The following is a 25,827-nucleotide window of genomic DNA, read 5'->3' as shown; positions in this document are numbered from 1 at the left end:
GCAAGGTTCCCCGGCCGCGCGCCACGGATACGGCAGGCTGGAGGAATGACGGCGGACAGCTGGAGAGATGCGGTACGGCGACAGGTGGCGCTGGGAAGGCTGGTGCCGCTCGGCGGACCCGGCGACGGCGCGTGGATCGCCGAGAGCGCGGCGGTCGCGGTCCTCGGACGGGCGGTGGCGGAGGGGGCGCCACGGGTACGGCTGGGTGCGCTGCGGATCGCGCTCGACGATCCGCAAGAGGTGCCCGAGTCCGTGGTACCGGCTCCACCGGGCGCGCTGCCGCCGGGGGCACTGCGACTGACGGCGGACTTCGCGGTGACGACGGCCTCCACGGCACCGGTGGACTTCGTGGAATCGGCGGGCTCCGCGGGAGCGGCGGCACTTGCGGGACCGGCGGGTGACACGGAACCGGCGGACCCGGCGGGAGCGGCGGGTCTCACGCGACCGGCGGACCCGGCGGGAGCGGCGGGTCTCACGCGACCGGCGGACCCGGCGGGAGCGGCGGATCTCGCGGAACCGGCGGACCTTGCGGGACCGGAGGGTCCCACGGAACCGGCGGATATCGCGGGAGCGGTGGGCTCCGCGGTGGCGGCTGCCGAGCCGTTGCCTGCGGTGGCGGCCCGGCTGCGGCTGACGCTGGCCGCGGCCGCGGACCAGCGGCTCGGTCTCGCCGTGACGGCGGTGGACCTGCGGGTCACGGACCTGCTGGAGGCGGACGACGCGACCGGCCCGGCGGTACGCGCACAGCGGCCGACGCCCGCCCGGGAGGTCACGGACGCTCAGGAGGCCCGGGTGGCCGCGGCCACGCTGTCCGTACCGGGAGTGGTCGCGCTGACGGGGGTGCTCGGCGGTCTCGGCCGGCCCGTGCGTCTGGAGGAGCGCACGACGCAGGCGGCGCTGCCGCACCGGCATGTGCGCATCGAACTGGCCGCGAGCGCGGACCATCGGACCGTGGACGTGGCCCGGCGGGTCCGCGCCGCGGTGCGGGACGCGCTGGAGGACCGGCCGACGGTGGCGGTGCTGGTCACGTCCGTGAGCTAGGCGCTGGTCACGCCGGTGGGCCAGACGCTGGTCACGTCGCCGGGGCAGGCGCTCATCACGCCGGTGAGTCAGACGCCGGTCACGCCGGTGAACCAATCACTCGTCACGTCGGTGAACCCGGCGCTCGTCACGCCGGTGAGCCGGACGCCGGTCACGCCAGTGAACCAATCACTCGTCACGCCGGTGAGCCAGACGCCCGTCACGTCGGTGAACCCGGCGCTCGTCACACCGATGGGCCGGCGGTCCGTGGGGTCATTCGCCCACGCCCGCCAGGTCCCGCAGCCGCCGGGCCTGGGCCGCCCGTTCGGCCGCACGCTGTTCGTCGTACGTCCGGTCGAGGGCACCCCGCAGCAGCGCCTTGGTCTCCACGACCGCGTCGCGCGGGGCGGCGAGCAGCGCCGTCGCCAAGTCGCTCGCGGCGGCGTCGAGTTCGTCCGCGGGCACGGCGAGGTTGGCCAGCCCGGCGGCCACCGCCTCCGCGGCCCCCACGAACCGCCCGGTCGCGCAGATCTCGAGCGCGCGGGCATAGCCGACGAGACCGACCAGCGGATGCGTGCCGGTCAGGTCGGGGACGATGCCCAGGGCCGTCTCACGCATCGCGAACTGCACGTCGTCGGCGACGACGCGAAGGTCGCACGCGAGCGCGAGCTGGAACCCGGCACCGATGGCATGTCCCTGTACGGCGGCGATGGAGACGATGTCGTTCCGTCGCCACCAGGTGAACGCCTCCTGGAATTCGGCGATGGCCGCGTCGAGCCCCGCATCGTCACGGCGCGCGAGATCGGTGAAGGTCGGCTCGCCCGGGATCCCCTCCGGGGTGAACATCTGGCGGTCCAGCCCGGCGGAGAAGGACTTGCCCTCGCCGCGCAGCACGACGACCCGGACGGAGCCCGGCAGCAGCCGCCCGGCCTCGGTGAGCGCCCGCCACAGAGCGGGGCTCTGCGCGTTGCGCTTGGCCGGGTTGGTCAGCGTCACCGTGGCGAGCGTGTCGTCGACGGTGAGCCGTACGCCGTCCTTGTCGAGTACAGCGGCGAGGTCCTGGTCGGGCGAAGCCATGGGGCGCCTCCGATGGGTGCGGTCAGCAGCACGTGCGATGGGCACGCTCGCGTGCGGGGGCACGCTTAAGTGACTGCACAGTAACCACCCGGTCGATCAGTCCGCCGACCGGGTGGCCACCATCGAAGCCGGTGGGCCGCCCGGAGTCAGGACGTTGCGGCCTTCTTGCCCCGGGTCGCTCCGCCACGCCCACGCAGCGTGACGCCCGACTCGCTGAGCATCCGGTGTACGAAGCCATACGAGCGGCCGGTCTCCTCGGCCAGTGCCCGGATGCTCGCACCGGAGTCGTACTTCTTCTTCAGGTCTGCCGCGAGCTTGTCGCGCGCGGCGCCGGTCACCCGGCTGCCCTTCTTCAGAGTCTCGGCCACCCGTGCCTCCTCATGGGAAGTGCGCTCTGGTCCCCTCATGATCACCCCTCCGGGGCGTGATGGCCACCCATTCGGCAAGGTCCGTGAGACATCGTTGTGACGACAGGAGCACATCCCCACAAGGGGAATGAGGGATTCCAGAGAACCTGAACCGCGGGGCCGAACGGGTGGCTCCATGAATGGCCAGGTCAGGGACGCGAGACGGCCGATCCCTTGACCGCCAAGGGATCGGCCGGAAAATCCGTGTAGGACACACCCTGATACCAGGAGATCTCACACAGATGATGGATCACGGCTCGGCCGAATGATCCATACTCAGTGGATCAGGCTTTCGATCACGCCAGGGCGACGAGATCCGCGTAGTCGGCACCCCACAGGTCCTCGACGCCGTCCGGCAGCAGAATGATCCGCTCCGGCTGGAGCGCCTCGACGGCGCCCTCGTCGTGGGTGACGAGGACGACCGCGCCCTTGTAGGTGCGCAGGGCGCCGAGGATCTCCTCGCGGCTCGCGGGGTCGAGGTTGTTGGTCGGCTCGTCGAGCAGGAGGACGTTCGCCGAGGAGACCACCAGGGTCGCGAGCGCGAGACGGGTCTTCTCGCCGCCGGAGAGGACGCCCGCGGGCTTCTCGACGTCGTCGCCGGAGAACAGGAACGAGCCCAGCACCTTGCGGACCTCGACCAGGTCCATGTCGGGGGCGGCCGAGCGCATGTTCTCCAGGACCGTGCGCCCGGGGTCCAGGGTCTCGTGCTCCTGGGCGTAGTAGCCGAGCTTGAGGCCGTGGCCGGGCACGACCTGGCCGGTGTCGGGCTTCTCCACTCCGCCGAGCAGGCGCAGCAGGGTGGTCTTGCCGGCGCCGTTGAGGCCGAGGATGACGACCCGGGAGCCCTTGTCGATGGCGAGGTCGACGTCGGTGAAGATCTCCAGCGAGCCGTACGACTTCGACAGGCTCTCCGCGGTCAGCGGGGTCTTGCCGCAGGGCGCGGGCTCCGGGAAGCGCAGCTTGGCGACCTTGTCGGACTGGCGGACCGCCTCCAGGCCGGACAGCAGCTTGTCGGCACGGCGGGCCATGTTCTGCGCGGCGACCGTCTTGGTGGCCTTGGCGCGCATCTTGTCGGCCTGCGAGTGCAGTGCGGCGGCCTTCTTCTCGGCGTTGGCCCGCTCGCGCCTGCGGCGCTTCTCGTCGGCCTCGCGCTGCTGCTGGTAGAGCTTCCAGCCCATGTTGTAGACGTCGATCTGGGACCGGTTGGCGTCCAGGTAGAACACCTTGTTGACGACCGTCTCGACCAGGTCGACGTCGTGGGAGATCACGATGAAGCCGCCGCGATAGGTCTTCAGGTAGTCCCGCAGCCAGACGATCGAGTCCGCGTCGAGGTGGTTGGTCGGCTCGTCCAGGAGCAGCGTGTCCGCGTCGGAGAACAGGATGCGGGCCAGCTCGATACGGCGCCGCTGGCCACCGGAGAGGGTGTGCAGGGGCTGGCCGAGCACGCGGTCGGGCAGGTTGAGCGCGGCGGCGATCGTGGCGGCCTCGGCCTCGGCGGCGTATCCGCCCTTGGTGAGGAACTCGGTCTCCTGGCGCTCGTACTGCCGGAGGGCCTTCTCGCGGGTGGCGCCCGAGCCGTTGGCGATGCGCTGCTCGTTCTCCCGCATCTTGCGGATCAGCACGTCCAGGCCGCGCGCGGACAGGACGCGGTCGCGGGCGAGGACGTCCAGGTCGCCGGTGCGGGGGTCCTGGGGCAGGTAGCCGACCTCGCCGGAGCGGGTGATCGTGCCGCCGGCGGGGATTCCCTCGCCGGCCAGGCACTTGGTGAGGGTGGTCTTGCCTGCGCCGTTGCGGCCGACGAGACCGATGCGGTCACCCTTGGCGACACGGAAGGTGGCGTTCTCGATGAGGACGCGCGCACCGGCGCGCAGCTCGATACCGGAGGCGGAGATCACGGACAGACTCCAGGGCGTACAGGGATTGGCGGGTGGGCGGCGAGGACGTTCCCGCCGTCTAATGCGCGAGGAGAATGGCCATGGGGAGAAGTCTAACGGGGGCGTGCAAGCGGTTTTCCTACGTACGTGTGTCCGGGCCGCGCCCCGGAAGATCGTTGCCGAGGGGCCGGCGGTCCGGGGTGATCCGGCCCAGGTCGTCCACGGCCACGACCTGCCCGGTCCAGGCGGCGCGCGGGCACGGCTGGGCGACGAGCAGGGCGGCCCCGCGGTGCAGGGCCCGCTCCGGCCGGAACAGGCAGCCCTCCCCCGCGGGGAGCACCCAGCGCAGATCGCCGTCGGCGGTGCGGTAGGCGGTGACGCGGCGCGGGGTGACCACCGCGAGGATGCCGCGCCCGAGGGGGCGCAGGACCCCGGTGCCGCCCTGGGCCGGGAGCCACTCGGCGGTGTCGGGCAGGGCGCGGTGCCAGCGCACCGAGCGGCCGTCGGTCCCGGTGAGCAGTCCGTCGTCCCAGAGGGCGATCACCTGCCCGCGCACGCTCACCACGGCAACCGGCCGGTGCCCCGCGCGCGCGTACCGCCACCGCAGCGTGCCCCTGCGGGTGTCGTAGGCGGCCACCGCGCCGTCACGTGCGCGTGGCGTCCATTTCACGGTGTACGACTGCCGCTCACCGGGCGCGGAACGGACGAGACGGTCCCCGTAGGGCGCGGGACGCGCGTCGTACGCCGCGCCCAGGACGCAGAGCACGAGAAGAAGTCCGGCGACTCGGCGCACCGGGCCGGGGGCGGTCCGCGGGATGCGGGAGCCGGCGGAAGCCGGGGTACGGGAGCCGACGAGAGCCGGGGCGTCGGCGGGAGCCAGGGCGTGGGCGCCGGCGGGAGCCGGGGCGTCGGCAGGAGCCGGGGCGTGGGAGCCGGCGGAAGCCGGGACGTCGGCAGGAGCCAGGGCGTGGGAGCCGGCGGAAGCCGGGACGTCGGCAGGAGCCAGGGCGTGGGAGCCGGCGGAAGCCGGGACGTCGGCAGGAGCCGGGACGGGGGCGGTCCGCGGGATGCGGGAGCCGACGGGAGCCGGGGTACGGGAGCCGGCGGGAACCGGGGCGTAGGAGTCGGCAGGAGCCAGGGCGGGGGAGCCGGCGGGAGCCGGGGCGTGGGAGTGGGCGGGGGCCGGCTGCGGTGTGTGGGAGTCCTCAGGGGCCGTGTGCCGGGCGTGGGAGCCGGCAGGGGCCGCGCCGTGCGACCCGGTGAGGGCCGGGGCATGGGCGCCGTCGCGGGCGGGGGCGTGTGAGCCGGTGGGGGCCGGGGCAAGCGAGCCGGTGGGGGCCGGGGCCCTGGTGTGGGGGCCCGGAGGTGGCGGGTGTGCGGCGGTGGTCGAGGCCGGACGCCGGAGGGGACGGGGTGAGGGTGGGCCGGGTGGCGGGGCGGGCAACGCTTCCCCTTTCGCCGGCCTTGGATCGACGCAGAGACTAGGCGTGACCGGTGGGCGGGTCCCGGTGCCCGGGCGGGGCGGAGTCGGCAAGTCGCCCGTTCGGGTGTTCGTCCGGCGGTGCGAGGACAGGACGGGTAGAGATGCGCAAGGCTCCGGACGACGAGCGCGACGGCGCGGGCGGAGGGCGGTGACGCGTGCAGTTCGACGACGACGCGAACCTGGACACCTCCGAGGTGCAGGATGTGCGCGGCAGCCGGATCCCGGGCGGCCGGGCGACCATCGGTGGCGGCGTCGCCGGGTTGATCGCCCTTCTGCTGGGTCTGTTCCTGGGCGTGGGCCCGGACGAGCTGGGGCTGTCCTCCGGCGGGGACACCCCGGGGCCGACCTCCTCCTCGCTCCAGCAGGTCCAGCAGACCTGCCGTACCGGACGGGACGCCAACACCCGGGACGACTGCCGGATCGTGGCGGTCGTCAACAGCGTGCAGGACTACTGGACGGACGAGTTCCGGCGGCGCCACGCGACGTACACCCCTTCGCCGACGGTGTTGTTCGGCGGCCGCGTCGGCACCGCGTGCGGTACGGCGTCCTCGGCGGTCGGGCCGTTCTACTGCCCGGGCGACCGGAAGGTCTATCTGGACCTCGGCTTCTTCGACGACCTGCGGACGAAGTTCGGCGCCACCGGCGGCCCCTTCGCGCAGGCGTACGTCGTCGCCCATGAGTACGGCCACCACGTGCAGGATCTGATGGGCGTCCTCGGCCGCTCCCAGGACGGGCTGACCGGTGCGAACAGCAACTCGGTGCGCACGGAGCTGCAGGCGGACTGCTACGCGGGCGTGTGGGCGCGGCACGCGACGACCACCCCGGACGAGTCGACCGGGCGGCCGCTGATCACCCGTCTGACCCCCGCCGACATCCGCGACGGCCTGAACGCCGCCGCGGCCGTGGGCGACGACCGGATCCAGCAGGGGTCTCAAGGGAGGGTGACGCCGGACACGTGGACGCACGGGTCGGCGCAGCAGCGGCAGCAGTGGTTCGAACAGGGCTACCGGACCGGCGACATGGACCGGTGCGACACCTTCCGCTGAGGCGTCGTCGGTGGCGGCTGCGAAACCGGGCGGCAGGCCACGGGACCGACGCACGAAGGAGTGATCGGCATGGCGGGCACGGGCGCAGGACGGCCGAGCATCTACCCCACGCTGCTGTACGCGGACGCGAAGGCGGCGATCAGGACGCTGACGCAGGCCCTGGGCTTCACCGAGCTGTCGGTGTACGAGACGCAGGACGGCCGGATCATGCACGCCGAGCTGGTCCAGGGCAGCGGCGCGGTGATGATCGGCTCCAAGGGCCGCGGCGGCCGTTTCGACGCGCTGATGAAGGACGCGGGCCCCTGCGCGGTGTACGTCGTGGTGGACGACGTGGACGCCCACCACGAGCGGGCCGTGGAGCACGGGGTGGAGATCCTGATGCCCCCGACGGACCAGGACTACGGCTCGCGGGACTACACGGCCCGGGACGCCGAGGGCAACATCTGGAGCTTCGGCACCTACGCCCCGGAGATCGGGGCCTGAGCCGGGCTCCGGCCGCTCATCCCCCGGTGTGCACCTGGAAGGCGGCCCGCCGGACGGCCTTGGCCAGAGCCGGGTCGGGATGCGCGGCGGCGAGGGCGACGAGGACCTGCACGGTGCGCGGGTGCCCCACGGCGCGGACCTCGTCGAGCAGCTGGGGGACGGTGGGCTGCACCGCGGACTCCAGGTGCCGGACCAGCATCGGCGCCTCGCCGTGGTCGGCGACGGCCGCGGCGGTGTCCACCCACAGCCAGGTGGCCTCCTCGCGGGTGAGCGCCTCGTGGGCGTCCTCCGCGTCGACGCCGTCGTGCTCGGCCAGCCAGAGCAGGGCGTACGGTCTGAGCGCCGGCTCGTCCACGACGGCCCGTACGTCGGGCTCGGCGGGCGCGCCGACGACCCGCAGCGCCTCGAAGGCCAGCCCGCGCAGCAGGGCGTCCTCGCCGCGGGCGGCGTCGAGCAGCTCGGTGACCGCGCTGCCGACGGGGCGGGCGGCGAGCCAGGCCCGGTACTCGGCGCGGGCGGCGTTGGGGCGGAGCTGGGCGCAGCCGCGGAGCATGTCCTCGGCCGACTGCTCGATGTTTCCGGCGGGGCTCTGCGCGGCCACGCAGATCTGCTCCAGCTTGACCCAGACCGCCCAGCTGCCCAGCGGCGTGAGCGTGGCCTGGCCGTCGCCGTAGGTCAGGGCGCCGACCGAGGCGAGGGCCCGCAGCGCCCAGTCGAGCAGGGGCGCGAGCGGTGCGTCGGCGACCGGGGCGGGCTCGGCGGGGCTCGGGGACCCGGCGAGCCGCTCGGTGGCGGGCCCGTAGGGGACCTCGCAGCGTTCGGTGCGCAGTTCGGTGACCCGCTGCTGGAGCAGGTCCAGCAGCTGCTCGACCGGGACCGGCCCGGCGGACAGCTGGAGGAGCGAGAGCACCTGGGGCATGGCCGAGACGACCTCGGCGACGGCGGCGGGCTCGTGTCCCTCGGGTTCGGGGTGGGCGAGCGACCAGGCGTCGAAGAGGGCGACCCAGCCGCGCAGTACGGCGCTGTCGTCGCGGTTCCAGGCGCGCAGCCGCCAGCCGGGGCGGGCGCTGTCGCCGTGCACCTCGACCAGTCCGGCGAGTCGGGCGGTGTCCCAGTCGGCGCGGACCTGAGAGGCGCTCAGCCCCAGCTCGGCGGCGGCCCGTTCGGCGGTGGCGGCGGAGAGGGTGGCCTTGCCGTCGGTGGTGGCGGCGTCGCTGCCGGGGCCGAGAGCGGCGTCGGCCCAGCGCGCGACACGGACGGGGCCGGCCAGGCGGGTGCGTGCCGTTCTGGCCAGTTCGGCGGGGGCGGGGGTGCCCTCCGGCGGCCGGGGTGCGGGGCGGCGCGGGCGCCGCTGGTTCACAGCTCTGGGGGCGGCGGCCAGGGGTCGCGGTCGGACGAGTCGAAGCCTGGAGTCGCGCGGGATACGGGACGTCACGGGTGCAGTCTTCCGGTTGACGGTCCGAAAACCCAAACGGAATGCCACGGCGGGCGCCGGGGCGGCCCGGGACAAGGGCCCGGGAGCGGCCCGGGCAGACGCAATCAGGCCATCGGCTCAGCCCTGAACCGGAACGGGGCGAGAGGTCTGGGAGGCGAGGGTCCGTGCGGAGGCGCCGGGGCGGCCGAGCGGGCGGAACAGCCGGGGGGCGCGGCGGCCGAGGGCCCCGTGGCGCGTAGGGATCGGGCGTAGCGGCCCGGGCCCGGAAAGAAAGGGACGCGGCCCGGACGGGCCGGCACGCGAGGAAGGGGGCGGAAGGCCGGGGTGGGGCCCTCGGCCCAGGAGCGGTGAGGTGGCGGGGTTCACATCAGGGGGGTCAGGAATCGGCGCAGGCGCTCCTCGTACTCCTTCGGGTCCGCGTTCCACATCGCCGCGTGCGGGGCGCGGGAGACGGTGTGCAGGGCCACCAGGTCCGGGCGGCGCCGGGCGAGGCGGCGGGAGTACTCCCACGGGGCCACCTGGTCGTCCGGGCCGTGGACGATCAGCGTGGGCACGGCGAGCCGGACGGGGTCGGCGATCTCGACGGCGCCGGTCCCGTCGGAGGGCGGCAGGCAGGCCCGGCCCTGCGCGGCCCGCACGGCGAGCGGCAGCAGCGGCTGGGGGGTGCGGCGGGCCCGGGCCAGGGCGCGCAGCGTCGCCTCCCAGCTGAGCACCGGGGAGTCGAGGACCAGCCCGGAGATGCGCTCGCGCACGGCGGAGTGCTCGGCGGCGCGCAGGGCCATGGTGGCGCCGGTGGACCAGCCGAGCAGGACGACCCGGCGGGCGCCGTGGCGGACGGCGTGACGGATGGCCGCGTCCACGTCCCGCCACTCGGTCTCGCCGAGGTGGTTCAGGCCGTCCGGCGAGCGTGGCGCGCCGGGGTCGCCGCGGTAGGCGAGCGCGAGGACCGGCAGGCGGCGCGAGTGCAGGAAGTGCATGAGGTTCATGGCCTGCTCGCGGGTGGTGCCGAGGCCGTGCACCGCGATCACCCAGGTGTCCCGGTGGCCGGGCAGGAACCAGGCGGGCAGGGCACCCAGTTCACCGGGCACCTCGACGTCGACGTGGTCGAGGCCGAGCGCGGAGCCCGGATCGCCGACGTAGAGGTTCGGGGTGAGCCACACCTGGTCGCCGGGGGCGAAGGTGCCGTGGGTGACGCGGTCCAGGCGGCGTACGACGGTGTCGGCCGTGTGCGGGTACTCCTCCTGGACCGGCCCGACGACGGCGTGGGAGCCGTCACCGGCGAGGCCGTAGACGCCGGGGCGCAGGGAGGCCAGATCGCGGGTGAGGGTGATCCGGCCGGGCTCGGTGCCGTGCACGGTGAGCCGGGGCTCCGTGGGCAAGGGCCGCCCCGCGGGCGCCTTCAGCGCGGCGTCGCTGGCGACCCGGCCCGCCGCCACGGAGGCCATGCCGGCGGCGAGGACGGCGCTGATCGCGGTGGCGGTCGCTTTCCCTGGGCCCACGCGTCCAGTGTCATGGCGGGCCCGGCCCCCGGCCAGCGGAAGAGCCGAACGGGGTGACGGCCGTGCCGGCACCAGGCTTCGCGGCACCTTCCCCGCCGCGAGGGCGTGCGGGAGTCCCCGGCCGGTACGCGGTGACCGGGCACCGTCGCGCAGGACCGATGGACCGTGCGCGGACGAGGGGCCACGGCCCGGGGACAGCCGGTCGAGCAGCACAGAGAGCCGGTCGACGGACGACGGGCCACGGCCCGGGGACAGCCGGTCGAGCAGCGGGGAGAGCGGGTCGGCGGGCGAGGGGAGCCGGTCGAGAAACCGTCGGAGCAGCGGGCTGGGGAGCAAGGGGTCACCTCCGTTGGCCGTACCCCTTCAAGCGTGCCCCGGCTTCGGCCAGTTGTGCCTCCGTGAGCAAGGACGGCGTCAGGCCCGGCACGGAGGACGCCGTCAGCCACAGGCGGCACATCCACTCCAGCTGGGCTGTGCGGTCGTAGGCCTGGTCGAGGCCGGCGCCGTAGGTGATCGTGCCGTGGTTCTGCAGCAGGCAGCCGGAGCGGCCGGCGAGGGCGCCGAGCATGTTGTCGGCCAGCTCGTCGCTGCCGTAGGTGGCGTAGGGGGCCACGCGGACGGGGCCGCCGAGGGCACCGGTCATGTAGTGGACCGGGGGCAGTTCGGGCACGAGCGTGGAGACCGCCGTCGCGTGCACGGCGTGGGTGTGGACCACCGCGCGGGCGTCGGTCGTGCGGTAGACGGCGAGGTGCATGGGCAGTTCGCTGGTCGGTACCAGGGTGCCGAGCACCTGGCGTCCGGAGAGGTCGACGCCGGTGATGTCGTCCGGGGTGAGCCGGTCGTAGGGCACCCCCGACGGGGTGACCAGCACGAGGTCGCCGACGCGTGCGGAGACGTTGCCGGAGGTGCCGACGACCAGCCCGTCGGCGACGGTCCGGCGTGCCGTCGCGACCAGTGCCCGCCAGGTCCGCCCCGCCTCCCCGTCCGCCGCGGCGGGGCCGGCCGCCGGCTCCCCCGGTCCACCGGCCCCCGCGCCGGGCCCCGCTTCCCGGCGCCCGCCGTCCGGTGCTTCCCCTGACGTTTCCCGTCGCTGCTCAGCCATGCGCCGATCCTCCCAGCCACGAGCCGACGGCGGGACGGGCCTGCCCTCCGAACGTGCGCGCGACGGGCCTGACCTCTGGATGCGCACGTCGGGCCTGCCCTCCGGATGAGCGCGGGGCGGTCCCGCCGTACCGGGCCACGCGGCACGGGCCCGCCGAACGAGGCCGCGCGCGAGGAGTGGGCCTGCCCTCCGGGTACGCGCGGCACGGGCCTGCCCTCCGGATACGCGCGGCACGGGCCTGCCCTCCGGATACGCGCGGCACGGGCCTGCCCTCCGGATACGCGCGGCACGGGCCTGCCGTACAAGACCGCGCCGGGAGTGGGCCTGCCCCCCGGGGACGGCGGGAGTGGGCCTGCCGTCCGGGGACGGGAGGGGGCCTGGTTTCCCCGCGGGGGACGGCCCTGAGGGTCTCTGCCCCGAACGGGCGAATATCTCCTCAAAACATTATGAATCGCCGCGAACCCCCGCGGATGAGCGTCGATCCGGGGCGCACCGGGCCTTCAATGATCTTTTGCCCGTCCGGTGATCCTCCGCCCGCCACCTCGGGGAGACGATGCATGGTCCATGAACGCACTTTCGTCCGTCACCGCGCCGGTGTCCTCGTGGCAGCCACGGCGGCACTGGCCCTGACCGGCACCGCCGCCGCGTCACCGAACCCCCGGGAAGCCGGCGCTCGACAGGCACACTCCATGCGGACCGCCGACCTCGCGCAGACGGACCTCACGCAAGCGGGCCCCGCTCAGGAGGACTCCCCGCAAGCGGGCTCGGCCCGGGCGGACTCCCTGCAGTCGGGCTCCACGCAGACGCGTGTTCCGACTCTGTCATCGAAGCTGCCCCGCGGGCACGACGTGTCGTCCCATCAGGGGCGGGTCGACTGGCCGGCCGCCCGGGCGAAGGGCGCGCGGTTCGTCTACGTGAAGGCGACCGAGTCCACCGGCTACCGCAATCCCCGCTTCTCACAGCAGTACGACGGGGCCCGTGACGCCGGCCTGATCCGGGGGGCGTACCACTTCGCGCGGCCGGACAAGTCCTCCGGCGCCCGGCAGGCGGAGTACTTCGTGCGGCACGGCGGCGACTGGCGGGCGGACGGCTGGACGCTGCCGCCCGCGCTGGACATGGAGTACAACCCGTACGACAAGAAGCACAAGTGCTACAGGCTGAGCCGGAAGCAGATGGTCCGCTGGATCCGTTCGTTCAGCGACGAGATCAAGCACGAGACCGGACGGCGCCCGGTGATCTACACGACGACCCAGTGGTGGAAGCTCTGCACCGGCAACAGCCGCGCCTTCTCCTCCTCCCACGCCCTGTGGATCGCCCGGCACGGCGCCTCGGCCGCGGGGAAGCTGCCGGGCGGCTGGCGGTACTGGACGTTCTGGCAGTACGCCAGCAAGGGCAGACTGCCGGGTGACCAAAATCTCTTCAACGGGTCGGCGGCCCGGCTGCAGGCCCTCGCGCGAGCCCGGTGACCAAGGCGCGCCTGGGCCGCCGAGAACAGGATCACGGCGGACGGAACCGCAAGTCGTCATCACGGACACCACCAGTCCTGCCCCAGTTCATCTTCCGTTCACCCAGGTTGCCTACGTTCGAGCAGCCAACGACCTCGAACGATTGCCTGGGTAAATGGAAAGCTTCTCGCTGATCCTCGCGATTGTGGTGATAACCGCACTTGCGTTCGATTTCACGAACGGTTTCCACGACACAGCGAACGCGATGGCCACCACCATCTCCACAGGCGCCCTGAAGCCCAAGATCGCAGTGGCCATGTCCGCCGCCCTCAACCTGGTGGGCGCCTTCCTCTCGGTGGAGGTCGCCAACACGATCTCCAAGGGTCTCGTCGACGAGACCGGCATCCGTCCCGAGGTCATCTTCGCCGCCCTGGTCGGCGCGATCCTCTGGAACCTGGTGACCTGGCTGGTGGGCCTCCCCTCCAGCTCCTCCCACGCCCTGATGGGCGGTCTGATCGGCGCCACCGTCGCCTCCGCGGGCCTCGGTGCCGTGCACGGTGACGCCCTGGTCACCAAGGTGCTGCTGCCGGCGGTCGCCGCGCCGATCGTGGCGGGCGTCGCGGCCATGCTGGCCACCCGCTTCTCCTACGGCATCGGCGGCAAGGCCGAGGGCGAGGCCACCCGCAAGGGCTACCGCGCCGGCCAGATCGCCTCCGCGGGCCTGGTCTCCCTCGCCCACGGCACCAACGACGCCCAGAAGACGATGGGCATCATCACGCTCGCGCTGATCGCGGGCGGCTCCATCGCCCCCGGCTCGAACCCTCCCACCTGGGTCATCCTCTCCGCGGGCCTGGCGATCGCGCTCGGCACCTACATCGGCGGCTGGCGCATCATCCGCACCATGGGCAAGGGCCTGACCGACCTGGAGCCGCGCCAGGGCTTCGCGGCCCAGACCAGTGCCGCGACCGCCATCCTGGCCTCCTCCCACCTCGGCTTCTCCCTGTCCACCACCCACGTCGTCTCCGGCTCGGTGATGGGCGCCGGTCTGGGCCGCAAGGGCGGTGTGGTCCGCTGGTCCACCGCCACCCGCATGGCCGTCGCCTGGGTCCTGACCCTTCCGGCCGCCGCGCTGGTCGGCGCGGGCGCCGAGTCCGTCACGAACCTGGGTGACTGGGGCACCGCCGCCGTCGCCGTCTTCCTGGTCGCCGCGAGCGCCACCATCTGGAAGATCTCCCGTCGCGAGGTCGTCGACCACACCAACGTCGCCCCCGGGGCCGAGGAGCCGGCCGGCGTGGTGACGGCCGCCATCGCCGCCGTGATCCCGCCCCCGGCGGGTGTGCTGGCCGAGGATCCCGCCCTCGCCTTCCCGCAGCAGACCGCCGATCCCAAGCCCGCCGCCCCGGCGACCCCGCCGGCCGCCAGGGTCTGACCCCGAGCACCCGGTACTGAAGGAAGAATCATGAAGATCGACTGGGCGGCTCTCGGCTCCGTCTTCGGCACCAGCCTCGTGTTCACGGTGGGTCTGGTCGCCCTGTTCACCCTCGGCATCAACGGCCTGACGCGGCGCGAGAAGGCCGCGGCCCAGGGCGGCTCGGCCACTGCGGCCGTCACCGGCGCCTACGTCTGCTTCGCGGCCTGCGCGGCGGCGGTGGCGTACGGCATCTACCTGATCGTGGCCAAGGCCTGACCGTCGCGTACCGGCCCGGCCGGACCACCGCGGCAGGACCACCGTGGCCGGCGCACGGCCGAACGCACCGAGGCTCCCCTCCAGTTGTGGCGGAGGGGAGCCTTTCGGCATGCTCGGGCGCCCCGCGGTGTGGGGATGGGCACACTCTCCCCGCGCAGGTCAAAGGCAGGTTGACGGCCCTTCCGGACACGTGGTGGACTGCCCGGGCCATGTACGGCGGCAAGAGAGGAAGCCGGTGCGAATCCGGCGCGGTCCCGCCACTGTCACCGGGGAAGAACCCCGGGAGCCAGGAACTCTCACCGCCGGATCTCGTCGAACCAGGGCGCGGACACCCTGAGTGAGGACCCATATCGCCATGCTCGGCTGCCGAAGGACCAGTACCAGGCCCGCTCCTGTGCCCACGGCCGGCTGAGCCGATGGGTGCCGATCGCTGCTACGCGTACGGCGCCGCCGCCGGCCTTCTCGGTGACCTGCTCCTCGGCGATCCGCGCCGCGGGCACCCGGTCGCCGTGTTCGGGCGCGCGGCCACGGCCGTGGAAGGCGCGTTGTGGCACGACCACCGCGGCTGGGGCGCGCTGCACACCGCCGTGTGCGCCGGTGGCGCCGTCGCTCTCGGGGCCGTGGCGGCACGCGCCGTTCGCCCCTCCCCCGTCGCGTCCGTCGCGCTGACCGCCGCCGCCACCTGGGCCGTCGTCGGCGGTACCTCGCTCGCCCGGGAGGCCGACCTGATCGGGCGTGCCCTGCGGGCCGGCGACGTCGAGGCGGCCCGGGCGCGGCTGCCCCATCTGTGCGGCCGGGACCCGCAGGCGCTGGACGCCGACGGGATCGCCCGGGCCGTGGTCGAGTCGGTCGCCGAGAACACCTCGGACGCCGTCGTGGGCGCGCTGGTGTGGGGTGCCGTGGGCGGCGTGCCGGGCCTGCTCGGCTTCCGGGCGGTCAACACCCTCGACGCCATGGTGGGCCACAAGTCGGCCCGCCTGCGGCGCTTCGGCTGGGCGTCCGCCCGGCTGGACGACCTCGCCGGCTGGCCGGGGGCCCGGCTGACCGCCGTGCTCACCGCGGCGGCCGGGCCCGATCCCCGCGGCGCCCTGCGCGCCTGGAAGGCCGACGCGCACCGGCACCCGAGCCCCAACGCCGGGCCCGTGGAGGCCTCGTTCGCGGGTGCCCTCGGGGTGCGCCTGGGCGGGACGCTGTCCTACGGCGGCCGGATCGAGCACCGCCCCGTGCTCAACGGACGGACCGGGCGCGCCGTGCGGGTCACCGACATCGACCGGGCGGTACGGCTGTCCCGCCGCGTCGGCCTGCTCGCGCTCGGCGCCACGGTCGCCGCGCGCCGACTCGTGAAGGGACGTGGGAAGTGAGCGGGGGTCTCCTCGTCGCCGGCACCACCTCCGACGCCGGCAAGAGCGTCGTGACGGCCGGCATCTGCCGCTGGCTGGTGCGCCGGGGCGTGAAGGTGGCGCCGTTCAAGGCGCAGAACATGTCGCTCAACTCGTTCGTCACGCGGGAGGGCGCGGAGATCGGGCGGGCGCAGGCCATGCAGGCCCAGGCGTGCCGGGTCGAGCCGACCGCGCTGATGAACCCGGTGCTGCTCAAGCCCGGTGGCGAGCAGAGCAGTCAAGTGGTGCTGATGGGCAGGCCGGTGGGCGAGATGAGCGCGCGCGGCTACCACGGTGGCCGGCAACAGCGGCTGCTGGGCACGGTGCTGGACTGCCTGGCCGAGTTGCGGGGCACGTATGACGCGGTGATCTGTGAGGGGGCGGGGAGCCCGGCCGAGATCAACCTGCGGCGGACCGACATCGTCAACATGGGCATCGCCCGCAGTGCGCGGCTGCCCGTGCTCGTCGTCGGCGACATCGACCGCGGTGGTGTCTTCGCCTCCTTCTTCGGGACCGTCGCCCTGCTCTCGCCGGAGGACCAGGAACTGGTCGCCGGGTTCCTGGTGAACAAGTTCCGCGGCGACGTCTCCCTGCTCCGGCCCGGCCTCGACATGCTGCACGGGCTGACCGGGCGGCACACGTACGGCGTCCTGCCGTTCCGGCACGGCCTCGGCATCGACGAGGAGGACGGGCTGCGGGTGTCGTTGCGGGGCACCGTGCGGGAGTCCGCCGTCGCCCCGCCGGTCGGCGAGGACGTGCTGCGGGTCGCGGTGTGCGCGGTCCCGCTGATGTCCAACTTCACGGACGTGGACGCGCTGGCGGCCGAACCGGGTGTCGTGGTGCGGTTCGTGGACCGGCCGGAGGAACTGGCGGACGCCGACCTCGTGGTGGTCCCGGGCACGCGCGGGACCGTACGGGCGCTGCGGTGGCTGCGGGAGCGGGGGCTGGCGGACGCCCTCGCCCGCAGGGCCGCCGAGCACCGGCCGATCCTCGGCGTCTGCGGCGGATTCCAGGTGCTCGGGGAGCACATCGAGGACGACGTGGAGTCCCGGGCCGGCGAGGTCGGCGGTCTCGGCCTGCTTCCGGTACGGGTGCGGTTCGCCCGCGGGAAGACCCTCGCCCGGCCCGTCGGCGAGGCCCTCGGCGAGCAGGTCGAGGGGTACGAGATCCATCACGGGGTCGCCGAGGTGACCGGCGGCGCCCCCTTCCTGGACGGCTGCCGGGTCGGCCAGACGTGGGGCACGCACTGGCACGGCTCCCTGGAGTCGGACGGTTTCCGGCGGGCCTTCCTGCGCGAGGTCGCCGCCGCCGCGGGCCGCCGCTTCGTGCCGGCCCCGGACACATCCTTCGCCGCGCTGCGCGAGGAGCAGCTCGACCGGCTCGGCGACCTGATCGAACAGCACGCGGACACGGACGCGCTCTGGCGGCTCATCGAGTCCGGCGCGCCGCAAGGACTGCCTTTCATCCCACCGGGAGCGCCCGCATGAGCACAGTGTTGTTGTTGTCGACCGCCGACACCGATCTGCTGGCGGCCCGTGCCTCCGGCGCCGGGTACCGGATCGGGAACCCGACCCGGGTGGACGTCCCCGGTGAGCTGCCGGGCCTCCTCGAGGGCGCCGACATCGCCGTCGTACGGCTGCTGGGCGGCAAGCGGGCGTGGGAGGACGGGCTGGCCGCGCTGAAGGCGTCCGGCGTGCCGACCGTGCTGCTGGGCGGTGAGGCGGTGCCGGACGCCGAGCTGATGGCCGAGTCGTCCGTGCCGGCCGGTGTCGTGGCGGAGGCACTGAGGTACCTGGTCGAGGGCGGCCCCGCGAACCTGACCGAGCTGGCCCGGTTCCTGTCGGACACCGTGCTGCTCACCGGCGAGGGCTTCGAGGAGCCCTGCGCGATGCCGGAGTTCGGGGTGCACGGCGCGTACGAGGCCCGGGCCGGCCGCCCCACCGTGGGCGTGCTCTTCTACCGGGCCCACGAGCTGAGCGGCAACACCGCCTTCGTCGACACGCTGTGCGAGGCGATCGAGGCGCACGGCGCCAACGCCCTGCCGGTGTACTGCGGTTCGCTGCGCGGCGCGGACGCCGGGCTGTACGAGATCCTCGGCCGGACCGACGCCCTGATCGCCACCGTGCTCGCCGCGGGCGGCACGCACGCCTCGCAGGCCTCGGCCGGCGGCGACGAGGAGGCCTGGGACGTCGGGGCGCTCGCCGACCTCGACGTGCCGGTGCTGCAGGGCCTGTGCCTGACCTCGTCCCGGAGCGCCTGGGACGAGTCGGACGCCGCGCTCTCCCCGATGGACGCGGCGATGCAGGTCGCGATCCCGGAGTTCGACGGACGCCTGATCACGGTGCCGTTCTCCTTCAAGGAGCAGGGTCCGGACGACGTGCCGGTGTACGTCGCCGACCCCGAGCGGGCCGGGCGGGTGGCCGGCATCGCCGTACGGCACGCCCGGCTGGCGCACAAGGCGAACGCGGACAAGAAGCTGGCGCTCGTGTTCACCGCGTACCCGACCAAGCACTCGCGCGTCGGCAACGCGGTCGGCCTGGACACCCCCGCCTCGGCGGTGCGCGTCCTGGACGCGCTCCGGGAGGCGGGCTACGGCCTCAGCGAATACCCCGACAACGGGGACGAGTTGATCCACCGGCTGATCGCGGCGGGCGGCCACGACGTCGAGTGGCTCACCGAGGAGCAGCTGGCGGCGGCGCCCGCGCGGGTGCCGCTGGCCGACTACCGCGCGTGGTTCGACACGCTCGAACCGGAGCTGCGCGAGGGCATGCTGGAGGCGTGGGGCGAGCCGCCGGGCAACCTGTACGTGGACGGCGAGGACATCGTGCTGGCCTCCCTGCGGTTCGGGAACGTCGTCGTGATGATCCAGCCGCCGCGCGGCTTCGGCGAGAACCCGATCGCGATCTACCACGACCCCGACATGCCGCCGTCGCACCACTACCTGGCGGCCTACCGCTGGCTGGAGAACAGCTTCGGCGCGGACGCGATCGTGCACATGGGCAAGCACGGCACGATGGAGTGGCTGCCGGGCAAGGGCCTCGGCCTCGGCGCCGGCTGCGCACCGGACGCGGTGCTCGGCGAGCTGCCGCTGATCTACCCGTTCATCGTCAACGATCCCGGTGAGGGCACCCAGGCCAAGCGGCGCGGGCACGCCACGGTGGTCGACCACCTCGTCCCGCCGATGGCCCGCGCCGACACCTACGGCGACCTGGCCAAGCTGGAGCAGCTGCTCGACGAGTACGCGCTCGTCTCGGACCTGGACCCGGGGAAGGCCCCGGCCGTGCGGGCGCAGATCTGGACCCTGGTGAAGGCCGCCGAGCTGCACCACGACCTGCACGTGGACGAGCAGCCGGGCGACGACGACTTCGACGAGTTCGTCATGCACATCGACGGCTATCTGTGCGAGATCAAGGACGTGCAGATCCGGGACGGGCTGCACGTCCTCGGCGGCGGTCCGGTGGGCGAGCCCCGGGTGAACCTGGTCCTCGCCGTGCTGCGTGCCTCGCAGGTGTGGGGCGGGCAGGCGAACGCGCTGCCGGGCCTGCGCGCCTCGCTGGCCGGACACTTCGGGCTCGTGGAGAAGGAGCTGCTCGCCGAGCCGGGCGCGCCGGTGAAGGTGCCGGTGGAGCTGACGGACCTGGTGGCGGGGCCGGCCCGCTCGGCGGCCGACGCGATCGACCTGCTGGAGCAGCTGTGCCGCCGGTTCGCGGAGGGGATGGAGGCCCGGGACTGGGCGGTCGCCGGGTGCGCGCCGCTCGTCCGGGAGGTCCTGGGCGCCGAAGTGGCGGAGGCGGTCGCGGTGCTGGAGTTCGCCTGCACCGAGGTGGTCCCCCGGCTCGCCCGCACCACCGACGAGATCGGTCACATCCTCAAGGCGCTGAACGGCGGCTACGTCCCGGCGGGCCCCTCCGGTTCGCCGACCCGCGGTCTGGTCAACGTCCTGCCGACGGGCCGGAACTTCTACTCGGTCGACCCCAAGGCGATCCCGTCGCGGCTGAGCTGGGAGGTCGGCCAGTCGCTGGCCGACTCGCTCGTGCAGCGGTACCTCCAGGACACCGGCGCGTACCCGAAGTCGGTGGGCCTGACGGTGTGGGGCACCTCGGCGATGCGCACGCAGGGCGACGACATCGCCGAGATCCTGGCGCTGCTGGGCTGCCGTCCGGTGTGGGACGACGCCTCCCGCCGGGTGACCGGCTTCGAGGTGGTCCCCCTGGCGGAGCTGGGGCGCCCGCGCATCGACGTCACGGTCCGCATCTCCGGCTTCTTCCGGGACGCGTTCCCGCACGTGGTCGGGCTGATCGACGACGCGGTGCGTGCGGTGGCGGAGCTGGACGAGCCGGCCGAGGAGAACTTCGTCAAGGCGCACGCCGACGAGGACACCGCCGCGCACGGCGACCGGCGGCGCGCGACGGCCCGTGTCTTCGGCTCGAAGCCGGGCGCGTACGGCGCCGGGCTGCTGCCGTTGATCGACGCCCGCAACTGGCGCTCCGACGCGGATCTCGCCGAGGTGTACGCGGTGTGGGGCGGCTACGCGTACGGGCGCGGGCTCGGCGGGCGGGCGGCGCGCGGTGACATGGAGACCGCGTTCCGGCGGATCGCGGTCGCCGCGAAGAACGTCGACACCCGTGAGCACGACCTGGTCGACGCCGACGACTACTTCCAGTACCACGGCGGCATGGTCGCCATGGTCCGGCACCTGACGGGCGCCAGCCCCGAGGCGTACGTCGGTGACAGCGCCGTACCGGACCAGGTGAAGACCCGCACGCTCGGCGAGGAGACCCACCGGGTCTTCCGCGCCCGGGTGGTCAACCCGCGCTGGATGGCGGCCATGCGCCGGCACGGCTACAAGGGCGCCTTCGAGATGGCGGCGACCGTGGACTACCTGTTCGGCTACGACGCCACGGCGGGCGTGGTCGACGACTGGATGTACGAGAAGCTGAGCGCGGAGTACGTCTTCGACCCGGAGAACCGGGACTTCATGAAGAAGTCCAACCCGTGGGCGCTGCGCGGTATCACCGAGCGGCTGCTGGAGGCCGCCGACCGCGGCCTGTGGGCCGAACCGGACGCGGAGACCCTGGAGCGGCTGCGCGCCACCTATCTGGAGCTGGAAGGCGACTTGGAGGGCGACCAGTGACCACCCCCTTCCCTTTCACGGCCGTGGTCGGCCAGGACGATCTGCGGCTCGCGCTGCTGCTGAACGCGGTCTCCCCCGCGGTCGGCGGTGTGCTGGTGCGCGGCGAGAAGGGCACGGCCAAGTCGACGGCCGTACGGGCCCTCTCGGCGCTGCTGCCGGCGGTGGCCGTCGTGCCCGGGTGCCGGTTCTCCTGTGACCCGGCGGCCCCCGATCCGGCCTGCCCGGACGGGCCGCACGAGCCGGGCGGCGGTTCGGCGCGCCCGGCGCGCATGGTCGAGCTGCCCGTGGGCGCCTCCGAGGACCGGCTGGTCGGCGCGCTCGACATCGAGCGGGCGCTGGCGGAGGGCGTCAAGGCGTTCGAGCCGGGCCTGCTGGCCGACGCGCACCGCGGCATCCTGTACGTGGACGAGGTCAACCTCCTGCACGACCACCTGGTCGACCTGCTGCTGGACGCGGCGGCGATGGGCGCCTCGTACGTGGAGCGCGAGGGTGTCTCGGTGCGGCACGCGGCCCGCTTCCTGCTCGTCGGCACGATGAACCCCGAAGAGGGCGAGCTGCGGCCGCAGTTGCTGGACCGGTTCGGGCTGACGGTGGAGGTCGCGGCCTCCCGCGAGCCGGACCGGCGGGTGGAGGTGGTGCGCCGCCGGCTGGCGTACGACGACGACCCCGCGGCCTTCGCCGCCCGGTGGGCGGAGGAGGAGGCCGCCGTCCGGCAACGGATCGTGGCGGCCCGGGAGTTGCTGCCTCAGGTGCGGCTGGGCGACGGGGCGCTGCGGCAGATCGCGGCGACCTGCGCGGCCTTCGAGGTGGACGGCATGCGGGCCGACATCGTGATGGCGCGTACGGCGACGGCGCTGGCCGCCTGGGCCGGGCGGACGGATGTGCTGGCCGAGGACGTGCGGCAGGCCGCGCTGCTCGCGCTGCCGCACCGGCGCCGGCGCAACCCGTTCGACGCGCCGGGCCTGGACGAGGACAGGCTGGACGAGACGCTGGAGCAGTTCTCCGGTGCCGACGGGGACGACGGCGACGACGATCCCGGTCCGGGCGGCCCCGGCGGGGGCGGCGGGCAGCCGGAGCCGGACGAGGATCCGCGGGGCGGGGACACCGCCGCCCGGCCGGAGCCGGGTGAGGGCGGCGAGCCGCAGCCCGCCGGTGCCGGTTCGGGTGAGCAGGCACCGGCACGGTCCGCCGAGCCCTTCCGGACCAAGGTGCTGAGCGTGCCCGGCCTCGGCGAGGGTGCCGCCGGGCGGCGGTCGCGGGCCCGCACCGAGCACGGGCGCACGACCGGGGCCCGGCGGCCCCGGGGCGCGCTGACCAAGCTGCATCTGGCGGCGACCGTGCAGGCCGCCGCCCCGCACCAGCGGGCGCGCGGCCGGTCCGGGCCGGGGCTGGTGATCCGCCGGGACGATCTGCGGCAGGCGGCCCGGGAGGGGCGCGAGGGCAATCTCGTGCTGTTCGTGGTGGACGCCTCGGGGTCGATGGCGGCACGGCAGCGGATGGGCGCCGTCAAGGGTGCCGTGCTGTCGCTGCTGCTCGACGCCTACCAGCGGCGGGACAAGGTCGGTCTGGTGACCTTCCGGGGCTCGGCGGCCGAGGTGGCGCTGCCGCCGACCTCGTCGGTGGACGCGGCCGCGGTCCGGCTGGAGTCGCTGCCGACGGGCGGCCGTACGCCGCTGGCGGCCGGGCTGCTGAAGGCGCACGAGGTGCTGCGGGTGGAGCGGCTGCGGGATCCGGCGCGCCGGGCGCTGGTCGTGGTGGTGACCGACGGCCGCGCCACCGGCGGGCCCGAGCCGGTGGCTCTGGCGGGGCGGGCGGCACGGCTGTTCGCGGCCGGGCGGGTCGCCTCGGTGGTCGTGGACTGCGAGTCGGGGCCGGTGCGGCTCGGGCTCGCCGGGCGGCTCGCGGGTGAGCTGGGCGGTACGGCCGTCACGCTGGACGAGCTGCGGGCCGACTCGATCGCCGGGCTGGTCCGGGATGTGCAGGGGACTTCGAGGAGGGCCGCGTAATGCCGCAGGGACAGCCGAGTGTGGTGCCGGACGACGGGCTGACGACCCGGCAGCGCCGGAACCGTCCGCTGGTCGTCGTGCACACGGGCGTCGGCAAGGGCAAGTCCACCGCCGCGTTCGGGCTCGCGCTGCGCGCCTGGAACCAGGGGTGGCCGATCGGGGTGTTCCAGTTCGTCAAGTCGGCGAAGTGGAAGGTCGGCGAGGAGAACGCGCTGCGGGTGCTCGGCGCCTGCGGTGAGGGCGGCACCGTCGCCTGGCACAAGATGGGCGAGGGCTGGTCCTGGGTCCAGCGGGACCTCCAGGGCGACAACGCGACCAACGAGGAGAAGGCCCGGGAGGGCTGGGAGCAGGTCAAGCGGGACCTGGCCGCGGAGACGTACCGGCTGTACGTGCTGGACGAGTTCGCGTACCCGATGCACTGGGGCTGGGTGGACCCGGACGAGGTCGTGGAGGTGCTGCGCAACCGCCCCGGCACGCAGCACGTGGTGATCACCGGGCGCAACGCGCCGCAGAAGCTGGTGGACTTCGCCGACCTGGTCACCGACATGTCCAAGGTCAAGCACCCCATGGACGTGGGGCAGAAGGGCCAGAAGGGCATCGAGTGGTGAGGTCGTCGGTGCCTCGGCTGGTCGTCGCCGCGCCTTCCTCGGGCAGCGGCAAGACCACCGTCGCCACGGGGCTGATGGCCGCGTTCGCCGCGCGGGGGCTCGCCGTGTCCCCGCACAAGGTCGGGCCGGACTACATCGACCCCGGGTACCACGCGCTCGCGACCGGGCGGGTGGGGCGCAACCTGGACGCGTACCTGTGCGGTCCGGAGCTGGTCGCCCCGCTCCTCCTGCACGGGGCGCGGGGATGCGATCTCGCCGTGGTCGAGGGCGTGATGGGGCTGTACGACGGGGCCGCCGGGGAGGGTGAGCTGGCGTCCACCGCGCAGGTCGCCAAGCTGCTGCGGGCGCCGGTGGTGCTCGTCGTCGACGCCTCCTCGCAGTCGCGGTCGGTGGCGGCGCTGGTGCACGGGTTCGCCTCCTGGGACCCCGAGGTGCGGGTCGCGGGCGTGATCCTGAACAAGGTGGGGTCGGACCGGCACGAGGCGCTGTTGCGGGAGGCGCTGGACTCGGCGGGGGTGCCCGTCCTCGGTGTGCTGCGGCGGGCGGCCCCGGTGGAGACGCCGTCGCGGCATCTGGGGCTGGTGCCGGTCGCCGAGCGCCGCACCGACGCGGTGGACTCGGTGGCGGCGATGGCCGCGCTAGTGTCCGCGGGGTGCGACCTCGCCGCTCTGGAAGCACTCGCGCGTGCGGCCGGTCCGCTGCCGGGGGACTCCGCCCCCTGGACCCCCTGGACCCCCGGGGTCGCGCCGGCGCCCGGCAGCGGGCCGCGCGTCGCCGTCGCCGGCGGCGCCGCGTTCACCTTCTCCTACGCCGAGCACACCGAGCTGCTCGCCGCGGCCGGCGCCGAGGTCGTCACCTTCGACCCGCTCCGGGACGAGCGACTGCCCGAAGGCACGGCCGGGCTGGTGATCGGGGGCGGTTTCCCCGAGGTGTACGCCGGTGAGCTGTCCGCCAACGAGCGACTGCGCAAGGACGTCGCCGAACTGGCCCTCTCCGGTGCCCCCGTGGCCGCCGAGTGCGCCGGACTCCTCTATCTGTGCCGGGAGTTGGACGGGCTGCCGATGTGCGGGGTGCTGGACGCCACCGCGCGGATGAGCGAGCGGCTGACCCTCGGCTACCGGGACGCCGTGGCCGTCGGCGACAGCGTGCTGGCGCCGGCCGGGACGCGGATGCGGGGGCACGAGTTCCACCGCACGGTCGTCGATCCCGGGGCCGGTGAGGCTCCCGCCTGGGGGGTGCTGACACCCCGGCGGCGGGTCGAAGGTTTCGTGCAGCAGGGCGTGCACGCGAGTTATCTGCACACGCACTGGGCGTCCGAGCCCGGTGTCGCCCGTCGGTTCGTGGAGAGGTGCCAGGCGTCATGAGCAGCAGGCTGGTCGGGGTCGGGGTGGGTCCCGGGGACCCGGAGCTGGTGACCGTCAAGGGGGTCAACGCGCTGCGTTCGGCCGACGTCGTCGTCGTACCCGTCATGGACTCGGGTGAGCGGGGGCGCGCCGAGGCGACCGTGCTGCACTACGTGCCCGAGGACAAGGTCGTCCGGGTGGTGTTCGCGCTGAACGAGCGGACCGACCGGGCGCGCCGGGAGGCGGCCTGGGACGCGGCCGGCGCGCGGGTCGCCGAACTGCTGGGGCGGCGGCGGTCCGTCGCCTTCGCGACCATCGGCGACCCCAACGTGTACTCGACCTTCACCTATCTCGCGCAGACCATCACCGAGCTGGTGCCGGGCGTCGTCGTGGAGACCGTGCCCGGGATCACCGCCATGCAGGACCTCGCGGCGCGCTCGGGCGCGGTGCTGACGGAGGGCACCGAGCCGCTGACCCTCGTCCCGGTCACGGCCGGTTCCGCGGTGCTGAAGGAGGCGCTGGCCGGGCCGGGGACCGTCGTCGCGTACAAGTTCGGGCGGCAGGCGGCCGAGGTGGCCGAGGCGCTGCGGGAGACCGGGCGGCTCGGGGAGGCGGTGTGGGGTTCGGCGCTGGGGCTGCCGGAGGAGTCGGTGCGGCCGGCGGCCGAGCTGGACGGGACGCCGCTGCCGTACCTGTCGACGCTGATCGCGCCCCCGCGCCGGGACGGCGGCCGGGGCGGGAAACTGTGAGCCGGGCGGGGCGCGGAAGCGTGCGGCACGCCGGGCCGCGGGCCGGGCGG

The 25,827-nt window shown here is 74.2% G+C and carries 22 protein-coding genes and 1 riboswitch; of the genes, 13 read left to right on the top strand and 9 right to left on the bottom strand.

Annotation, left to right across the window (positions count from 1 at the left end; genetic code table 11):
- Window positions 1–45: 45 nt before the first annotated feature.
- Window positions 46–1,041, top strand: a complete 996-nt coding sequence (locus ABVB68_RS29185) for a nucleopolyhedrovirus P10 family protein (RefSeq protein ID WP_353604164.1) — start codon at window positions 46–48, stop codon at window positions 1,039–1,041.
- Between the two features lie 68 nt (window positions 1,042–1,109).
- Here the strand turns inward: ABVB68_RS29185 and ABVB68_RS29180 are convergent, their stop codons facing one another.
- The 5 genes from ABVB68_RS29180 to ABVB68_RS29160 all read right to left on the bottom strand — a co-directional run bounded on the left by ABVB68_RS29180 (window position 1,110) and on the right by ABVB68_RS29160 (window position 5,144).
- Complete coding sequence (locus ABVB68_RS29180; protein WP_353604163.1) at window positions 1,110–1,268, bottom strand: hypothetical protein; 159 nt, start codon at window positions 1,266–1,268, stop codon at window positions 1,110–1,112.
- A 25-nt stretch (window positions 1,269–1,293) separates the two neighbouring features.
- On the bottom strand, window positions 1,294–2,097 hold the full coding sequence (locus ABVB68_RS29175; RefSeq protein ID WP_353604162.1) for an enoyl-CoA hydratase/isomerase family protein: 804 nt from the start codon (window positions 2,095–2,097) through the stop codon (window positions 1,294–1,296).
- A 146-nt stretch (window positions 2,098–2,243) separates the two neighbouring features.
- Window positions 2,244–2,465 carry a helix-turn-helix domain-containing protein gene (locus ABVB68_RS29170; RefSeq protein ID WP_010355597.1) on the bottom strand — a complete coding sequence of 74 codons (222 nt, stop codon included), beginning with the start codon at window positions 2,463–2,465 and terminating at the stop codon, window positions 2,244–2,246.
- A gap of 335 nt (window positions 2,466–2,800) precedes the next feature.
- Entirely contained in the window at window positions 2,801–4,399 is a 1,599-nt protein-coding gene (gene abc-f, locus ABVB68_RS29165; RefSeq protein ID WP_353604161.1) for a ribosomal protection-like ABC-F family protein, read from the bottom strand.
- A 118-nt stretch (window positions 4,400–4,517) separates the two neighbouring features.
- Window positions 4,518–5,144 carry a PQQ-binding-like beta-propeller repeat protein gene (locus ABVB68_RS29160; protein ID WP_353604160.1) on the bottom strand — a complete coding sequence of 209 codons (627 nt, stop codon included), beginning with the start codon at window positions 5,142–5,144 and terminating at the stop codon, window positions 4,518–4,520.
- 872 nt (window positions 5,145–6,016) lie between these two features.
- Here ABVB68_RS29160 and ypfJ point away from each other — a divergent pair.
- Window positions 6,017–6,907 carry a KPN_02809 family neutral zinc metallopeptidase gene (ypfJ, locus tag ABVB68_RS29155; RefSeq protein ID WP_353604159.1) on the top strand — a complete coding sequence of 297 codons (891 nt, stop codon included), beginning with the start codon at window positions 6,017–6,019 and terminating at the stop codon, window positions 6,905–6,907.
- Between the two features lie 69 nt (window positions 6,908–6,976).
- Window positions 6,977–7,390 (top strand): VOC family protein, encoded by a 414-nt coding sequence (locus ABVB68_RS29150; RefSeq protein WP_353604158.1) that lies wholly within the window; start codon window positions 6,977–6,979, stop codon window positions 7,388–7,390.
- Between the two features lie 16 nt (window positions 7,391–7,406).
- On the opposite strand, the gene ABVB68_RS29145 is transcribed toward ABVB68_RS29150, so the two are convergent.
- The 4 genes from ABVB68_RS29145 to ABVB68_RS29130 all read right to left on the bottom strand — a co-directional run bounded on the left by ABVB68_RS29145 (window position 7,407) and on the right by ABVB68_RS29130 (window position 12,214).
- Entirely contained in the window at window positions 7,407–8,825 is a 1,419-nt protein-coding gene (locus ABVB68_RS29145) for a hypothetical protein (protein WP_353604157.1), read from the bottom strand.
- A gap of 362 nt (window positions 8,826–9,187) precedes the next feature.
- Window positions 9,188–10,270 carry an alpha/beta hydrolase gene (locus tag ABVB68_RS29140; RefSeq protein ID WP_503006336.1) on the bottom strand — a complete coding sequence of 361 codons (1,083 nt, stop codon included), beginning with the start codon at window positions 10,268–10,270 and terminating at the stop codon, window positions 9,188–9,190.
- 394 nt (window positions 10,271–10,664) lie between these two features.
- The gene (locus ABVB68_RS29135) at window positions 10,665–11,426 is read right to left on the bottom strand and encodes a class II aldolase/adducin family protein (RefSeq protein WP_353604155.1); all 762 of its coding nucleotides are present in this window, start codon (window positions 11,424–11,426) and stop codon (window positions 10,665–10,667) included.
- Window positions 11,427–12,073: 647 nt separating this feature from the next.
- Window positions 12,074–12,214 (bottom strand): hypothetical protein, encoded by a 141-nt coding sequence (locus tag ABVB68_RS29130; RefSeq protein WP_353604192.1) that lies wholly within the window; start codon window positions 12,212–12,214, stop codon window positions 12,074–12,076.
- Here ABVB68_RS29130 and ABVB68_RS29125 point away from each other — a divergent pair.
- The 10 genes from ABVB68_RS29125 to cobI all read left to right on the top strand — a co-directional run bounded on the left by ABVB68_RS29125 (window position 12,209) and on the right by cobI (window position 25,777).
- Window positions 12,209–12,892, top strand: coding sequence for a lysozyme (locus ABVB68_RS29125; RefSeq protein WP_353604191.1), 684 nt, complete (start codon window positions 12,209–12,211; stop codon window positions 12,890–12,892). The genes ABVB68_RS29130 and ABVB68_RS29125 overlap by 6 nt on opposite strands.
- 154 nt (window positions 12,893–13,046) lie before the next feature.
- On the top strand, window positions 13,047–14,300 hold the full coding sequence (locus ABVB68_RS29120) for an inorganic phosphate transporter (RefSeq protein ID WP_353604154.1): 1,254 nt from the start codon (window positions 13,047–13,049) through the stop codon (window positions 14,298–14,300).
- A gap of 30 nt (window positions 14,301–14,330) precedes the next feature.
- The gene (locus ABVB68_RS29115) at window positions 14,331–14,558 is read left to right on the top strand and encodes a hypothetical protein (RefSeq protein ID WP_353604153.1); all 228 of its coding nucleotides are present in this window, start codon (window positions 14,331–14,333) and stop codon (window positions 14,556–14,558) included.
- Window positions 14,559–14,735: 177 nt separating this feature from the next.
- A riboswitch (cobalamin riboswitch) is annotated at window positions 14,736–14,876 on the top strand.
- Between the two features lie 98 nt (window positions 14,877–14,974).
- Window positions 14,975–15,919, top strand: coding sequence for a cobalamin biosynthesis protein (locus ABVB68_RS29110; protein WP_353604152.1), 945 nt, complete (start codon window positions 14,975–14,977; stop codon window positions 15,917–15,919).
- Entirely contained in the window at window positions 15,916–17,424 is a 1,509-nt protein-coding gene (locus tag ABVB68_RS29105; protein ID WP_353604151.1) for a cobyric acid synthase, read from the top strand. The genes ABVB68_RS29110 and ABVB68_RS29105 overlap by 4 nt, the downstream gene beginning before the upstream one ends.
- A complete protein-coding gene (cobN, locus tag ABVB68_RS29100) occupies window positions 17,421–21,071 on the top strand; it encodes a cobaltochelatase subunit CobN (protein WP_353604150.1) in 3,651 nt (1,216 codons plus the stop codon). The genes ABVB68_RS29105 and cobN overlap by 4 nt, the downstream gene beginning before the upstream one ends.
- A complete protein-coding gene (locus ABVB68_RS29095; RefSeq protein WP_353604149.1) occupies window positions 21,068–23,077 on the top strand; it encodes a putative cobaltochelatase in 2,010 nt (669 codons plus the stop codon). The genes cobN and ABVB68_RS29095 overlap by 4 nt, the downstream gene beginning before the upstream one ends.
- Window positions 23,077–23,685, top strand: coding sequence for a cob(I)yrinic acid a,c-diamide adenosyltransferase (gene cobO / locus ABVB68_RS29090; RefSeq protein WP_353604148.1), 609 nt, complete (start codon window positions 23,077–23,079; stop codon window positions 23,683–23,685). Before ABVB68_RS29095 ends, cobO begins: the two co-directional genes overlap by 1 nt.
- Window positions 23,679–25,049, top strand: a complete 1,371-nt coding sequence (locus ABVB68_RS29085) for a cobyrinic acid a,c-diamide synthase CobB (RefSeq protein WP_353604147.1) — start codon at window positions 23,679–23,681, stop codon at window positions 25,047–25,049. Before cobO ends, ABVB68_RS29085 begins: the two co-directional genes overlap by 7 nt.
- A complete protein-coding gene (gene cobI, locus ABVB68_RS29080; protein WP_353604145.1) occupies window positions 25,046–25,777 on the top strand; it encodes a precorrin-2 C(20)-methyltransferase in 732 nt (243 codons plus the stop codon). Before ABVB68_RS29085 ends, cobI begins: the two co-directional genes overlap by 4 nt.
- Window positions 25,778–25,827: the final 50 nt, after the last annotated feature.

This window comes from Streptomyces sp. NPDC096012, assembly GCF_040426375.1.
Lineage (GTDB): Bacteria > Actinomycetota > Actinomycetes > Streptomycetales > Streptomycetaceae > Streptomyces.
Note: the sequence above shows the minus strand (reverse complement) of the source record. Positions and strands in the feature narration are given on the sequence as shown.